We start from the raw sequence: 15,891 nt of genomic DNA on the forward strand, positions 1-15,891 counted from the left end.
AAAAATTTGCGCATATAAATTTTTTGAGATGAAAGCTGGAGGGTTATTTTGAGCTTAGAGACACGACGTAATCAAGGGGCAACAAGTTACGCTAATCCTGAATTTGACATCACCAGTGAAACTTTTGGCCATTTAATTAATATTTCAGGGCGCCAACGCATGCTATCTCAGCGCATTATCTTGAACATATTTCTTTCAACCCATGGCCATGAAAATGCGTTAAAAATAGCCCGTGATGATTTGCAATTGTTTAGAGATAGCCATCATGCTCTGGTGATTGGTAATAGTGAAATGCCAGGTGTTTTCTTTGAAAACCTTAGGCTTGCTTACTATAGTGAGTTGGATGGGCATAAAAAGAATTTGGAATTTATTAATCTAGCGGAGAAAACTCTCAGTGCTTATGAGGCTAATTACCGCACGGCACAAGGCTTGCTAGATGAGTTGGGCTTGCTGGCGATGCCGATAGTAAAGCTGCTAAATCAAATAACGCTGGTGTATGAAAATGAATCTAAAGCATTTGTTAAGCTAGAGCAAAAAAAGCGCCGCTATTTAATGAACGACATTCAGAGTATTGCAAAACAAGCCAAAATTGTTGCTGTCAACGCACAGATTTCTGCTGCGCGCGCTGGTGAAATCGGGCGCGAGTTTTCAGTGGTGGCAACTGAACTGACACATATTACTGAGAAAATTGATTCTTTAGTTAAAACTGCGCTATCAGACTTTAGTTAGTAGAATACAATTTAAAAGCTGAGTTACAGATTAGATGGGGTGTTTTTAATGCATTTATGTGATGGTGCATGGTTATTTTTTAAAGTATAAATCCGCCCTTTATTGGGGCAAGTATAGGCTCTTAATTTTTCTATTTTTACTTTCTGATACATTTTCACGAAGTAACTTTTACACTAAAAACGTTCAGTTCGTCATTCTGAGCGTAGCGAATAATCCATGCAAACTATTGATATGGCTGGATTCTTCGTTGCGATCAGAATGACGGTTTTTAGCTTTTTTGTTTAAAATTGAACTATTTATTTTTTCGTACAAAGGTCTCTTCCTAGAATAGTTAAATCAACGTTATTAAAGCAAAGTTCCTAAAGCAAGGTAAAATATAGTTATCAAAAAATAACTATATTTTATGGCGCTCATTCACTTACTCCCAGATCAACTCATCAGCCAAATCGCCGCAGGCGAAGTAGTAGAGCGCCCTGCATCCGCACTCAAAGAGCTGCTAGAAAACAGCTTGGATGCTGGCAGTACTGAAATATCCGTGTCTTTAGTGCAAGGTGGCGTTAAGCAGCTACGGGTGGCAGACAATGGTAATGGCATTGCGCAGGAAGACTTAGCCATGGCGCTGACGCGACATGCAACTAGTAAAATTGCTAGCTTAGATGACTTGGAAGCTGTCGCAAGTTTAGGTTTTCGTGGTGAAGCCTTAGCGAGTATTGCCTCTGTTTCACGTACGCAAATCAGTAGTCGCGCACTTGATACAAAACATGCTTGGCGTATTGCTTCGAATGGTAGCGAGATTTCACCAATCGAACCAACCGCTTTAGATGCGGGTACGATTATTGAAGTTGATGATTTATATTTCAACACGCCTGCGCGCCGTAAATTTTTAAAAACTGAAGGTACAGAGTTTGGTCATTGCGAAGCTGCATTCAATCGCGTGGTGCTTTCTCGCCCAGACGTGGCTTTTATGTTGCAACACAATGGCAGGGCACTTAGCCGCTATGCAGTCAGCGAGCCAACTAAGCGCTTTGGTGAAGTTTTAGGTGCAGATTTCGCTGCTGAAACAATCGCCGTAGATGAATCGGCAGCAGGTTTGCGCATATGGGGCGTAGTCGCCAAGCCAACTTTTAATCGCAACAAAAGCGATACGCAATATGTGTACGTGAATGGTCGTTTTGTCCGTGATAAACTCATTTCACACGCCATACGCCAAGCGTATCAAGATGTTTTGCATCATGATAGGCATCCTGCATTTGTGTTGTTTTTAGAGTTAGACCCTAATTTGGTCGATGTGAACGTACATCCAGCTAAAACCGAAGTTAGATTTAGGGATGGACAAGCTATCCATCGCTTTATTTTCCACTCGCTACACAAAGCGCTAGCTTCACCCACGGGCGTTTCAAATGCTAGCACGGCCAATCAAGCGGCTTACAATCCGTTTGGGGGTCAAAATGCCAACTCACCGAGTTACTCAGCAAGCCCTTATCCGCAATATCAGGCGCAAATCAATCTAAGTGCTAACGAACCTAGTAGCTTCTATCAAACACTATTTAGTAGTAATAATGCGCAAAACTATTCAAATAGTTCATTAAGTAATGCACCCTTGCAGAGCCATAGGGACGGGCTTGATAGTGGTAATGCTTTTATTAATGACGCCAATGAAAATTATGCGCAGAATGATTTTCCACTAGGCTTTGCTGTGGCACAAATTCATGGTGTTTACGTCTTGGCGCAGAATGCGCAAGGTTTAGTCGTAGTCGATATGCATGCCGCACACGAGCGCATTATGTACGAGCAGCTTAAAAATGCGCTCGACGGTAAAGATGGACATAATAAAACCGTTGCTATGCAACCTTTGTTATTGCCCGTGAGCTTTAATGCTGACAGGTTAGAAGTGGCTACAGTACAAGAGGCCTTGGCAAGTAACGATGGTAGTCTGCAACAGTTAGGATTCGATATCGCCATAATATCTCCCACCACTTTAGCTGTACGCGCTGTACCAACCATGCTGCAAGAAGCTGATGCCGTGACTTTAGCGCGAGATGTATTACGCGACCTACGCGAATACGGCGCCTCAAGAGCACTTACAGAGCGCCGCAACGAGTTATTAGGCACAATGGCATGTCATGCAGCCGTACGCGCCAATCGTAGCCTGACGATTCCTGAAATGAATGCTTTATTGCGAGACATGGAAGCTACAGAAAGAAGCGGTATGTGCAATCACGGTCGTCCGACTTGGTTTCAAGTGAGTATGAGTGACTTGGATAAGATGTTTATGCGGGGTAAATAACAGTGCGTCAACAAGGCAAAATTTTCAAATGGGTAGATTCTAAAGGTTATGGATTTATATCTGCAGACGGTTCTGCGGAGCAAGTATTTGTTCATATTAGCGCCTTTCCTAAAGGCCTAACACGCCCAGTTATTGGAGAGGTTGTTACATTTGAAGTAGCTAAAGATGCATCAAAAGGTTTGCAGGCATATAACGTTTTATATCTTAATCGAGTAGTTCATGCGCAGCCTAGAGTTAAGGCTAAGATTGTAAAAAGAGAGAAAAATTACAGTGTAATTATCATCGTTTTGCTAATGGTATTTTGTAGCTTACCGTTATATCAGTTTTATAAAAGGGTTTCTAGAGTTGATTCGGGTCTGCAAAAAACTACTGAATATACTAATTCCATTGAAGCTGCTAAAGAAGTTAAGCCTAAACCATTTTTACTTAACACAGAAAATTCTAGCCACAACATTTCTATTAATAGCAACCACTTCCAATGTACTGGGAAGTCACGATGCAATGAAATGACTTCATGTGATGAAGCAATGTTTTATTTGTCGCACTGTCCCGGAACTATAACAGATGGAGACGGTGATGGAATTCCATGCGAGGATCAATGGTGTGGACATTAAGCCTTTAGCAGTTTTTCTAATGGGTCCAACTGCCAGCGGCAAGACGGGGGCTGCTGTTGACCTTATCTCAAAGCTGCCTGTTGAAATCATCAGTGTGGATTCTGCTTTGGTGTTCAAAGATATGAACATCGGTACAGCCAAACCTGATGTTGCAACGCTGGCAAAGGCGCCACATCATTTAATCGACATTATTGAGCCTACCAGTGCTTATTCTGCAGCGAATTTTAGAAATGATGCTTTGCGTTTAATGGCGGATATAACCTCGCGCGGCAAGATTCCATTATTGGTCGGCGGTACGATGTTGTACTTTAAGGCCTTGCAAGAGGGTTTGAGTGGCTTGCCAGAAGCGAACCAAGAAGTTCGTGCGCGGCTTGATAAGCGTGCGGCTTTTATAGGTTGGCCTGCCATGCATGAGAAGTTAGCTTTGGTTGACCCTGTGACTGCTGCGAGATTAGAGCCTAACGACACTCAGCGTATTCAGCGCGCTTTGGAGGTGTTTGAGCTGACAGGCGAAGCGATGTCTGTGCTTTATGCGAAACAAACGAGTGAGGTTTTGCCTTATCAATTGCTTAAAATCGCCTTAGTGCCTAGCGAGCGCAAGGTTCTGCACGAACGTATTGCGATTAGATTCGACCAGATGCTCAAAGATGGTTTTGTGGATGAAGTGAAGACGCTGATAGCAAAGTATCCATCATTAACACCAGAGTCGACCTCTATGCGTTGTGTTGGTTATAGGCAAGCTTTGGAGCATCTTGCTGGTGAATATGATTTAGCTGAATTGCGAGATAGGGGCATATTTGCCACACGTCAATTAGCGAAACGTCAGCTTACTTGGCTGCGCGGCATGGATGATAATGTTGAGTTGGATTGCTTGAATCCGCAATTGAATGAATTGGTATTTAATGAAATAAATCAATTTATTAAGGGTTAAATTTAATAAATTACATTAGATATTTAAATTTATCTTTATTCGTCATTCTGAGTATAGCGAAGAATCCAGCTTTTTGAAATTAACCAATAGTGCATGGATTCTTCGCTGCGCTCAGAATGACAGCTGTTAAATGCTTTGCATACGTTTTGCCGCTTCAATACATTCATCATGCGATGCAACCAAGGCCATGCGAATAAAATTTTCACCTGGGTTTAATCCGTGCGCTTCACGTGCCAAATAGCTGCCTGGCAATACCGTAATATTCAAATCACGATACAGTTTTACTGCTAGCTCCGTGTCGCTTTGTTTACTTTTCGCCCATAGATAAAATGCGGCATCTGGCAATTCAACGTCTAATACGTTATTTAGCAGCGGTGTCACCACATTGAATTTAGCTGCATAAAGTGTACGGTTCTCAATGACATGCGCTTCATCACTCCACGCGGCGATAGATGCGGCTTGCACTGCTGGATTCATCGCACAGCCATGATAAGTACGGAATAGCGTGAACTTCTCAATGATTTTTTCATCGCCAGCAACAAAGCCTGAGCGCATTCCAGGTACGTTTGAGCGTTTAGAAAGTGAGCTGAAAATTACTAAGTTTCTGTAATCTCTACCTAGCTTGTGAGCGGCTTGTAGCGCGCCTAGAGGCGGGTTCGCTTCATCAAAATAAATCTCTGAATAACATTCATCTGCCGCAATCACAAAGCCATATTTATCAGACAGTTCAAATATGTTTTTCCATTGCGCCAATGACATTACTTTGCCAGAAGGATTGCCCGGACTGCATACAAATACCAGTTGTGTGCGTTTTAGCACATCCTCTGGCACGCTATCAAAGTCCATAGCATGTTGATTTTCCGGCAAGGTGTTAAGAAAATAAGGTTGAGCACCAGCAAGAAATGCTGCGCCTTCGTATATCTGATAAAACGGATTAGGTGAAATGACAACTGGATTTGGTTTGGTGTTATCAATAATCACCTGTGCAAAAGCAAATAGCGCTTCACGGCTGCCTGTCACTGGCAAAATCGCAGTTTCAGGATTAAGTGCAGGTACGCCATAACGGCGTGTAATCCAATTAGAAATCGCTTCACGTAGCGCTAAAGAGCCCACTGTTGTAGGGTAACTAGCTAAACCTGCTAAATTGTTTACCAGTGCGTCTTTAATGAGCTGTGGCGTGGCGTGTTTAGGCTCGCCTATCGATAGATTAATGGCAGAATAGCTTGGATTAGGTGTAATGCCTTTAAATAAATCGCGCAAGCGTTGAAAAGGGTAGGGCTGGAGTAAATTTAAGTTTGGATTCATAGGCAATATTGTAAACTAGCCGCCCAAGTACTGGTAATTTTAAGTCGCAAAAATTTAAGTCGTAAAATTGATGTTGTTCACATAAGTAAAAATTAATAAAGTTGAGAATAAAATGCATGTCAATAACCCAAAGCCATTAGCCAAGAGCGCACTACTTAATAGCAGCAGTCTGTTATTAGCTGCGGTATGTTGGGGAGTGGTTTGGTATCCATATCGAATTTTGGCGAATGCTGGCGTCGCGGCAGTGGCATCGAGTTTTTACTGCTATTCAACAGTGCTGATTTTAGCGGGTATTGTATGTATAAAGCATTGGCGCGGCATTTTTAAGTTGCCGGTGAGCATTCTTTGGCTGAGTCTAACTGCAGGCTGGACTAATCTCGCTTATGTACTTGCTGTGATAGATGGCGAGGTAATGCGTGTGATGCTGTTATTTTATCTATCGCCATTATGGACCTTGATACTTGCCCACTTTTGGCTTAAAGAGCGTATTGATAAACGCGGCTTAATGATTATGGCTTTATCGCTAACGGGGGCATTTATTATGTTGTCTGACTTAACAGGCAAATCCAGCGCCTGGCCATTACCTAGAAACACTGCAGAGTGGTTTGCATTAACCTCGGGTATTGCGTTTGCTATAAGCAATGTGATTACTAGAAAGTCTACGCACTTAACCATCCGTAGTAAGTCCTTTGCGGTATGGGCGGGGGTGTTCTTAATTGCGATTCTAGCGATGCCGTTTGTGAACGAAACGATTCCATCACCAAGCTTTTTTAGCTTAAATGATGGCTTAGTGATATTAGCGATTGCCCTGTCATTAATTGCCGCAACTTTGCTAACGCAATACGGCATTACTCAAATGCCAGCCACGCGCGCTTCCGTATTGTTTTTGTTTGAGTTGGTCGTTGCTGCAATTACTTCTTATTTTCTAGCACATGAAACTATGGAAATAAACGAATGGATAGGCGGCAGCTTAATTGCAGCCGCCTCAATATTTGCGGCGTTGAATCATCATGATTAGAAGCTGTGCCGATTAACCAAAGCTAGAGTTACGATTACCTTCAGCAGCAAAGCGAATTTTTAGTGATAAATCGTTACGAGAATCTGCATTTGATAGTGCATTTTCCTCATCAATCTTACCGTTGCTGAATAATCTGAATAAAGATTGATCAAAAGTGTTCATGCCGATGTCATTGCTATCAGCCATTGTGTCTTTCATATCGCCCATTTTTTGCTTTTGAATAAGCTCTGAAATGTACGGTGTGTTAATCATGACCTCAGTCGCGGCAACACGTTTGCTGAGTTTGCCAGGAATAAGGCGCTGCGAAACAATAGACACCAAATTCATTGATAAGCCAAGCAAAAGGCCCGCTCTAGCGTCTTCTGGGAAGAATGAAATGATGCGCTCAAGCGCTTGGTTGGCGTTGTTGGCATGCAATGTAGCAAGGCACAAATGGCCAGTTTCAGCATAAGCCATGGCATTTTTCATGCCGTCCATATCACGTACTTCACCAATTAAAATCACATCTGGCGCTTGGCGCATGGCATTTTTAAGGCCGTTTTCAAAAGAAAGTGTATCAATGCCAACTTCGCGTTGATCAACAACCGATTTTTTATGGGGGTGAATAAACTCAATGGGGTCTTCAAGTGTCAAAATATGACCGTTAGTTGTTGCATTACGATGATCAATCATAGAGGCTAGAGTAGTGGTTTTACCAGAACCCGTTGCTCCAACTACTAAAATTAAGCCGCGCTTGCGTAAGATTAAATCTTTTAATACCGCAGGAAGCCCTAATGAATCTACTGATGGAATATCCGTTTTAATATGACGTATCACCATGCCGACTTCACCGCGTTGCTTGAATACGTTGACGCGGAAGCGCCCAACGTCTTTCTTACTAATGGCAAAATTACATTCTAAAGTCGATTCAAACTCTGTGATTTGATCTGCAGTCATCATCGAATAAGCGATTTCTTTAATCATTCCTGGGGTCATGATTTGGTTGTTGATAGGCAATGTGTCACCTTCAACTTCAATATGAATGATGGCGCCCGTACTAAAAAAGAGGTCGGAGCCTCCTTTATCCAGCATGAATTTTAAGATTGGACTGATATCGATTGCTGCCATAATTTAACCCTATTTATTTTTTTAATCATGAGTAAAAATGTTATGTGCGTGACTTTAGCATAAATTTTTACACTATTTTGTAGCTTTATTGCTTGTTTCTGATGTGGTTAAGTATTGTTGCCACATTGATTCATAAACTTTCTCTAGTGACTGTGCGAATTGATTGGTATCAAATAAAGCAGATGTTTGTTTGGTAGCGAGCAGCTTCTGTTTAATCTTTTCAAGTTCAGTTGAGTTGCTAGCCAGATAAAGTGCTTTATTTTCATAATCTTGCAGTGAATAGGTGATTAACTCAGGCATATCTGCTGCGGTTAACAAGCTACCCGCCACGCGCGCTGCAAAGGTATCGCCAACGCAGGTTAATACAGGCAAACCCATCCATAAAGCATCGCTGCAAGTGGTGTGGGCGTTGTAGGGCGAGGTATCTAAAAACAAATCTGCATGAATGTGGCGTGCTAAATGATCTGCAATACTCATACGCGGCGCGAATATCAAGCGTTCAGCGGCTATATTATTTTTTGCAGCTTGGTTGATTAAGTTTTGCTTAGCCCAAGTATTGCTGTCCAACAACCAAAGTACGCTGTTTGGCACGGCGTTTAATAAGCGCATCCACACATTAAAAAACTCAGGTGTGATTTTAAATGACTGGTTAAAACAGCAAAATACAAAAGCACCTTCCGGCAAGTTGCAGCTTTCACGACTAGGTTGTTTGCCAATTGGGCGCTTGCGGTCGTTGGGTTGGTAGCAATGCGGTAAAACGGCAAGCTGCTCCGCATAGAGGCTTGCTGCGTCAGGAGGGGTGATGAAGCTATCGCTTAATATGTAATCAAATAAAGGCCTGTCGTTACTTATCGTTCCCATCGTACCGGGGAAGCCAAGCCAGTTCACATTGATGGGCGCAGGGCGCAAAGCGGCAATGCCACTGCGGCTGGTTTGGGTAAAACCTGTTAAATCCACCAAAATGTCGACTTGGAACTCGTTTATTTTTTTTGCGGCATCAATTTCAGAATAGTTTCGAATGTCGTGAAACTCATCGAAAGCCTTTTCTAGCCTTGCTCTAGCATTAGTTTTATCATTTACGCCGTATGAAAAAGCAACAACTTCAAATCGGTTTCTGTCATGCAATTCAATTAACTCGCTGATCAAAAATGCCAATGGGTGTAGCCTGAAATCAGCAGACAAATAACCAATTCTAATTTTTCTAACGCCGTCATACCGATGAAAATCGGTATCCAGAGACTCTAAGCCACTAGATTCCGTGTCAAGCACGGAATGACAAATTTGTATGGATGGCTTTTGAAAGTTAAGTACTTCAGCTTGTTCAATCAACGTGGCGTAACGATTGTTCACCCAATTATTCGCACAAAGTTTCTGCTCTTCCGCGGTTGTCGTTGGCATGGCTAAAAAAGCAAATGGTGAAATTTGCGCTTGCAGCACGTTTTTCACCCAATCACGAATGGTTAAAATGTCAGCGTCTAAACCTTGCCAATCGCATATATGCTGCTTTTGATGCACCATATGTACTTTTGCATGATAAAGGTTTGGGTTTAACTCTAGCGCCTTTTGGTAGCTTGCAATCGCTAAATCTAGCTGTCCCAATTCGCGTTGCACATTGCCTAAGTTGTTGTAAATATCCGCATCATTTGGACTAAGCTTGATAGCTTTTTGATATTGCAAGGCCGCTTCTTTAGGCTTACCAAGCTCACGCTGGGCATTGCCTAGGTTATATAAATAAGCAGCATTAGTTGGCTGATTTGCCAAGGCCTCCTCGAAACAAGCTTCTGCCGTTACATAGCGACCCTGCGCATGAGATTCATTGCCAAGCTCCTGCAAGGCATAGCACAAGGCATTGCGTATATCTAAGTTGGTTTTGAATATACGCATCAGCCGCCTAAAGTAACCAGCCGCTTCTTCATAGCGTTTTAGCTCAACACACAAATTGCCGCAATTGATTTGCGCAACGGTATCTTTGGGATTGCGCAGTAAGGCTTGTTGGTAATCTTTTAGTGCTTGCTCTAATGATGTTGATTGCATGGCGTGATTCTAGCTGATTTTAGCGGGCGTTGAGCTTGGAAACATTTTAGCTAATCGTTTCAAACCTATTTTACGCAAAGCAAAACGGTTTGGATTAAGTAAGCATGCTAATTCAACATTCATCGTCAATGGCTCTTGGCAAATTACTTGAGCTAGTAACTCTGCACAAAAAGGTGCGCTGGTGAAGCCTCTGCTACCGTGAGCAACGTTGATGTATAGACCTTTAACCCACGGCAAACTATTTGGCTGAGCGTTGGGGCGGGGCGGTTTGGCTTTCAGTAAGCTGTTATCTAGCAACTCACCCACTAATGGAAAGTAGTCGAAGGATGTGCATCTGAATGAAACGCGGCCACCTTTGATGTTGTTTTTTAGGTTTTCATGCAGCGGCAATGAAAAACTTTTTAGCTTAAATAAATTGGCGAGGTGGTCTTCTTCATCTAACCTATCGTCCATATTGTCTACAGAGAAAGTTGCACCTAAGCTATGTTCACCGTTATCTTCTGGGCTTAGGTAGCCATCGCTGCAAATAATCGATTTGATTTTTTGACTGATATCAGTGGTTTCAAGAATGCTTACTTGACCGCGTACTGCTTGCGTTTTTAGATAAAGGTTTAACCCTAAATTTTGTGCGTCATTGGCATTTGCGATGATGGCAACGTCAGCTTTCTCTATAAGTATATCTTCTGAATAAATTTCTAATAAATCATTATTTTTCAATATATTGCTGACATTATTTAATGTTTTAACTGAGATATTTTCATGTGCAGTTAAGTGATGACATAGTTGTTGTGGATTAACCCAAGCAGCTTTTGGAAAATACAGCGCATCGTGCGTAAGGTCTATGCCTGCAAGGCTGCTTGCCTCATCTGAATCAACATATTTCAAAACATCCTCAGCATGACTTTGTGCAGCGACTTTTTGAATACGAGCTAACTCTCTTGGGTTAAACCCAAGTTGTAACATGCCACAAACATTAAAATCGGCAGGGTTTAGCTTAAGTGTTTTGAAAAATTCTAAGCTATACAAATAGCTATCAAGTGCAAATTGACTTGCTGCATCTTCGCCGCTAATACGAGGATAAAGCATAGCTTGCGGATTGCCAGAGGCTTCACTGGCTACTTCCGCATGCCGTTCAAACAGGGTGACTTTTATACCGCGAGTGGCTAGGGCATAGGCTGTGCTGCAGCCTGCAATACCGCCACCGATGATTATTGCAGTTTTAGGAGTGTTACTCATATAGAATTTTGTAAGTTAATTTTTGGTAAGGTTAAAACCTCACCTACAGAAATATAGTTGGCTTGTGCTCGTGTTCTATTATCCAACAAAATTGCCAACCAGCATTTCACGTTTTTTGCCGAAGCCTATACGTTTGCGAACATTAAAACCTATATTCGTTAAACCGCGGCGCACGTCGCCAGCACTGGTAAAGGTTGCAAATGTTGTTGTTGCGTTTGATAACCTAGCCATTTGCTGAAACAGTTCAATTTGCCACATATCAGGATTTTTAGCTGGAGCAAAGCCATCTAAAAACCAAGCATCAACCTGACTGGTGACTTTGCTAAAGCATGCTGTGGCATCGCCAATTAAAAGGCTTAGCTGTACGCGATTATCATAAAGGGAAATAGTATTAGAGCCGCTAATTAGGTTTTTATACTGTGCTAAAAGTGGCTCGCTAACCGTTTTGAGTTGCGGCCAAAGATTTAAAGCGGTGCTGATATCATGCAAGCTAAGCGGATATTTTTCTGCGCTCATATAATGCAGTTTTGCATTCTCAGGGCTTGTGCTTAGCCATGTATTGACGGCACATAAGAAGTTTAAGCCACTACCAAAGCCAGTTTCAGCGATGTTGAAAGTTTGCAACTCTGAATCAAGCCAACGCTCAGCTAAATGATTGCCTTGCAAAAACACATAGTCTGTTTCCAATAAGCCATTATCGCTGGAGAAGTAAACATCTTGGAAATTGCTGGCGAACGGCTGCCCATCACGCCATTCGATGTTGGCAATATTGCTTTGGGGTTGCATGATAAGTAAGTGCTTAAGGCTGATTAATTGGGTTTACTGCGACTTTAAAAACCGCTTTGTGTAGATGGTGCTCTGAAACCATGCCTGAATGGGCATCTTCGGGGAAGAATATGCAGAATTTATTAGATGGTGTGCTAAGCCAATTCAGCGGAGCATCTTCGAAGAATTGCACATCATTAGCAGTATTGAAGCTATCAATTGCTTGTTGGCAATCTGCAAGCGGCCTCCAGCCCATTTCGTCTGTGCCATCAAGTACCAGTTGAATGTCGATGTATTTGCGGTGACATTCAAGCTTAGCATCAGCTTTGGTTTGTCCAACTCCACGTTGAATGAGCACAAATATATCATCGTTTAAGATGGCATGTTTGCCGTTAGCTAGCGTTAGTAAGTTTGCGGTTTTGATGTATTCAAACACATGAGGAAATGACGGGTGGATCGCTGCATAGCGTTGTATATTGTCAATCGTGTCGATAATCATTGCATTTACTCATATCTATTTAAGTCTTCACTTTAACATTATTATAAGTTTAAATTAATGCCTCTCTTCGATTTTCTGGCTTGGCTAACAACAAATGTACGTCACCTAAAGCGCGTTCCATAAAGCCGCCTTCGCAATAGCTTAAATAAAAATCCCACATTTTAATAAACTCTTCCGTGTATCCGAGTTTGCGAACTTCTTTAATATTAGAAAAAAAGTTTTCTCGCCAAAGCTTCAAAGTAGTTGCGTAGTGCGGACCTATATCTTCTAAATCAAATAATCGCAAATCGCTCGTTTTAGTCACGCTATTGAGCATTGCGGTGTTTGACGGAATGCATGAACCCGGAAATATATAGCGTTGGATAAAATCGACTGATTTCTTTGCATTTTCATAGCGTTGATCTGCAATGGTGATGGCTTGTATCAATGCAAGCCCGTCCGTTTTAAGCAGTGAGCCAACTTTAGCAAAATAGGTGTCATAAAACTGATGCCCAACCGCTTCAATCATCTCAATAGAAACTAATTTATCAAAAGTGCCAGTTAGATGGCGATAGTCTTCAAGTAATAGGGTGATTTTATCTTCTAAGCCAGCAGCCTTAACTCTGGTTTTTGCTAATTCATATTGCTGCTTAGAGATCGTGGTAGTGGTGACACGGCAACCGTAATTTGTTGCTGCATAAATAGCAAAGCCGCCCCAGCCAGTGCCGATTTCGACTACATGGTCTGTAGATTTTAAGTCTAATTTATCGCAAATAGTTTTAAGTTTAAGTTCAGAGGCCGCTTGTAGATTAGGTGTATTTGCGTTAAAAATTGCGCTGGAATACATCATGGTTGGATCTAAAAACAGAGCAAACATGTCATTACCTAAATCATAATGTGCAGCAATATTCTTGCGACTACCTTCAGTGGTATTACTGTTCAGCCAATGTAATACTTGCAAGAATGGCTTGGTCAGCCATTGGTAGCCGCCTTCAAGCATATCCATCACAGATTGATTAACACACATCAAGCGAATCACATCAGTAAGATTATCTGCAGACCAATAACCTAGCATATACGCTTCGCCAGCACCTATGCTGCCACCAAAGGCTATTTCGCCGTAAAAACGTGAGTCGTTTACATAAATGGTGGCGTTTACACCGTCACTATTGCCAAACTTGTGCTGTTCGTGCCCGTCAACAAGTGTCAGGCGACCTTTTTGTAAAAGCTGCAAGCGCTTTAGTATTTGCGACTTTGCAAAATCAGCCACCCATTTTGAACGGCTTTTTTGTTTTAACCTGGCGGTTAAGGTTTCTTGCTGAAGTGTGGGATTAATCATCATTATTTAGTGACTTGTATAGGGTTTGAGTAAAAAGGCACGCGCTTAATCCAAAGCATTAATGCGTTCCAGTAAATGGCGGTAACGACTTTGATGGTCATGAATGGGTAATGAATCAAAATCCAATTGAGGCTACTCTGTGTGATTTCTTTGCGTTCTAAGGCTAATGTGGCATTAAAAACTTGCTGGCCATTATTAAAGTTTTTCATGTGAATGAGTAGTTGATTGGCTTCTTGTTTAAATGCCCAGTCGTATTGAATATCCATGGGCATAAAGGGAGATACATGAAACTGTTTGTTAAATTTGAATATTGAAATTTCACCATTTCTAGTTTTTTTAATGGTTTTTCCAGTTTTAGAGTCATGATTAAAATCATGCACATAAGCGTAATCTTCGCCCCAAGGCGTGTTGGTGATATGGCTGACGATGGCTTGCAAGGTGACGCCATCAGCTTCATAACAATAGTAAAAACTTACTGGATTAAAGCAATGTCCGAAATAGCGCATATTGGTCAGCAAACGGATTGCACCACGCGGCTCTGAACCTGTTGCTTCTTGGACTAGCGTACTAATCTCTTGTTTAAGTGATTTTTGAGCATCACCGTAGTAGTCAGAGCGCTTAAACCATGCCCAATTCTTAGTTGCATAAGACCAGTTTTTAGAATTGTTGAATAAATCTGGCAATTCATCTAAATCTAAATACATCATAAAGACCTTGTAGCGAAAGCCGTGCGGCTGAGGCTGGAATCTTAGGTGTTTTACAAAGCCTTCATAAATAGCGCTATTGGGCATTTAAGCTTTACCAATATTGGCTTGTTCAAAATGTTTAATGGCTTCTAAAGCACTTACAACGCCATCTTCATGAAAGCCGTTGCGCCAATAGGCGCCTGCAAAGCCTGTTCTATTTTTGCCACTAATTTCAGCATGCCTAGCTTGTGCAGATGCACCAGCCAAAGTGTAAACCGGGTGCATGTATTTCAGGCGCTTAATGACTTTGGCAGGGTTAATCAGCTTGGTGTGATTTAACGTTACAAGCAAAGGCTCTTTTGATTGTAGATTTTGCAGAATATTCATGTTGTAAGTCACAGCCACTTGCTCAGCATGCGGATTGGTGACATGGTAATTCCAAGCTGCCCATGCTAATTTTCGTTTCGGCATCAGTGAAATGTCATAGTGTAAAAATATCGTATTTTCTTGATATGGTATCGCACTCAGTATTTCAGTTTCATTCGCTTTTTTATCAGTAAGCAGTTTCAAAGCTTGGTCGCTATGACAGGCAAAAAATACGTAATCAAACTTCTCCTCTTCGCCATTTAACGGTTTAACACGTACAGATGCAGCTAATCTGCGCACGCTTTCTACAGGAGTATTGAGTCTGATTTTGTCTTTAAAGCTTTCAGTCAGTGCGCTCACATAGCTTGCTGAGCCATTAGTAACCGTGCGCCATTGTGGTCGGTTATTCACCGTTAACATGCCGTGATGATGGAAGAAGCGCACAAAAAACCGCGCCGGAAAATCTAGCATTTGGCGCGCTTCAGTAGACCAAATGGCCGAACCCATAGGAATGATGTAATGGTCAATAAATTGCTGGCTGTAATTGCCTTGTTGCAAATAGTCGCCTAATTTAATTTCGTTGCCGTCGGCGAGTAACTCAAGTGAGGTTTTATTAAATTGCAAAATATCGCGAATCATTTTGTGAAAAGACGGCTTAAATAGATTGCGTCGCTGTGCAAATAGGCTGTTTAAATTGGTACCGTTATACTCCAAGCCAGTTTTTTCACACTGAACACTAAAGCTCATTTCACTGGGCTGCCAAGCTACCTTTAACTCATCAAGTAGGGCAATGAAGTTAGGGTAGGTGCGGTCGTTAAATACAATGAAACCAGTATCAACATTGTATTCATTGCCTTCATGCTTGATGTGATGCGTATGCGTATGGCCGCCAATATGGTTTTCTGCTTCAAATACAGTCACATCGTGTTGTTTATTTAAGTGGTATGCAATAGTGTTGCCTGCAATACCGCTACCTATAATGGCGATTTTCAAAAG

Annotated in this window: 14 protein-coding genes; 5 read left to right on the forward strand and 9 right to left on the reverse strand. The window is 41.8% G+C overall.

The window, feature by feature from the left end; all coding sequences use genetic code 11:
• Positions 1-48: 48 nt before the first annotated feature.
• The 4 genes from PSU72_RS10300 (at position 49) to miaA (ending at position 4,561) form a co-directional block, all read left to right on the forward strand.
• Positions 49-729: a methyl-accepting chemotaxis protein gene (locus tag PSU72_RS10300; protein ID WP_300432316.1), complete on the forward strand. Its 681-nt coding sequence runs from the start codon at positions 49-51 to the stop codon at positions 727-729.
• Between the two features lie 403 nt (positions 730-1,132).
• Positions 1,133-3,016, forward strand: a complete 1,884-nt coding sequence (gene mutL, locus PSU72_RS10305; protein ID WP_300432317.1) for a DNA mismatch repair endonuclease MutL — start codon at positions 1,133-1,135, stop codon at positions 3,014-3,016.
• 2 nt (positions 3,017-3,018) lie between these two features.
• Positions 3,019-3,630: a cold shock domain-containing protein gene (locus tag PSU72_RS10310; protein ID WP_300432318.1), complete on the forward strand. Its 612-nt coding sequence runs from the start codon at positions 3,019-3,021 to the stop codon at positions 3,628-3,630.
• Positions 3,593-4,561, forward strand: a complete 969-nt coding sequence (gene miaA, locus PSU72_RS10315) for a tRNA (adenosine(37)-N6)-dimethylallyltransferase MiaA (protein ID WP_300432319.1) — start codon at positions 3,593-3,595, stop codon at positions 4,559-4,561. Before PSU72_RS10310 ends, miaA begins: the two co-directional genes overlap by 38 nt.
• 126 nt (positions 4,562-4,687) lie before the next feature.
• Here the strand turns inward: miaA and dapC are convergent, their stop codons facing one another.
• On the reverse strand, positions 4,688-5,866 hold the full coding sequence (dapC, locus tag PSU72_RS10320; RefSeq protein WP_300432320.1) for a succinyldiaminopimelate transaminase: 1,179 nt from the start codon (positions 5,864-5,866) through the stop codon (positions 4,688-4,690).
• Between the two features lie 112 nt (positions 5,867-5,978).
• On the opposite strand from dapC, the gene PSU72_RS10325 reads away from it, so the two are divergent.
• Positions 5,979-6,884, forward strand: coding sequence for a DMT family transporter (locus PSU72_RS10325; protein WP_300432322.1), 906 nt, complete (start codon positions 5,979-5,981; stop codon positions 6,882-6,884).
• 12 nt (positions 6,885-6,896) lie between these two features.
• Here the strand turns inward: PSU72_RS10325 and PSU72_RS10330 are convergent, their stop codons facing one another.
• The 8 genes from PSU72_RS10330 to PSU72_RS10365 form a co-directional block, all read right to left on the reverse strand.
• Positions 6,897-7,991, reverse strand: coding sequence for a PilT/PilU family type 4a pilus ATPase (locus PSU72_RS10330; RefSeq protein ID WP_300432323.1), 1,095 nt, complete (start codon positions 7,989-7,991; stop codon positions 6,897-6,899).
• A gap of 72 nt (positions 7,992-8,063) precedes the next feature.
• Positions 8,064-10,025 (reverse strand): tetratricopeptide repeat protein, encoded by a 1,962-nt coding sequence (locus PSU72_RS10335; RefSeq protein ID WP_300432324.1) that lies wholly within the window; start codon positions 10,023-10,025, stop codon positions 8,064-8,066.
• Between the two features lie 9 nt (positions 10,026-10,034).
• Positions 10,035-11,261, reverse strand: coding sequence for an FAD-dependent 5-carboxymethylaminomethyl-2-thiouridine(34) oxidoreductase MnmC (mnmC, locus tag PSU72_RS10340; protein ID WP_300432325.1), 1,227 nt, complete (start codon positions 11,259-11,261; stop codon positions 10,035-10,037).
• 78 nt (positions 11,262-11,339) lie between these two features.
• A complete protein-coding gene (gene mnmD / locus PSU72_RS10345; protein ID WP_300432327.1) occupies positions 11,340-12,047 on the reverse strand; it encodes a tRNA (5-methylaminomethyl-2-thiouridine)(34)-methyltransferase MnmD in 708 nt (235 codons plus the stop codon).
• Between the two features lie 13 nt (positions 12,048-12,060).
• Entirely contained in the window at positions 12,061-12,525 is a 465-nt protein-coding gene (locus tag PSU72_RS10350; protein ID WP_300432328.1) for a YhcH/YjgK/YiaL family protein, read from the reverse strand.
• A 49-nt stretch (positions 12,526-12,574) separates the two neighbouring features.
• Positions 12,575-13,846, reverse strand: a complete 1,272-nt coding sequence (locus PSU72_RS10355; RefSeq protein WP_300432329.1) for a cyclopropane-fatty-acyl-phospholipid synthase family protein — start codon at positions 13,844-13,846, stop codon at positions 12,575-12,577.
• Positions 13,846-14,634, reverse strand: a complete 789-nt coding sequence (locus tag PSU72_RS10360; protein WP_300432330.1) for a DUF1365 domain-containing protein — start codon at positions 14,632-14,634, stop codon at positions 13,846-13,848. Before PSU72_RS10360 ends, PSU72_RS10355 begins: the two co-directional genes overlap by 1 nt.
• The gene (locus tag PSU72_RS10365; protein ID WP_300432332.1) at positions 14,635-15,888 is read right to left on the reverse strand and encodes an NAD(P)/FAD-dependent oxidoreductase; all 1,254 of its coding nucleotides are present in this window, start codon (positions 15,886-15,888) and stop codon (positions 14,635-14,637) included.
• Positions 15,889-15,891 lie beyond the last annotated feature (3 nt).

Origin of the sequence: Methylotenera sp. (genome assembly GCF_029945535.1) — a bacterium.
GTDB lineage: Bacteria > Pseudomonadota > Gammaproteobacteria > Burkholderiales > Methylophilaceae > Methylotenera.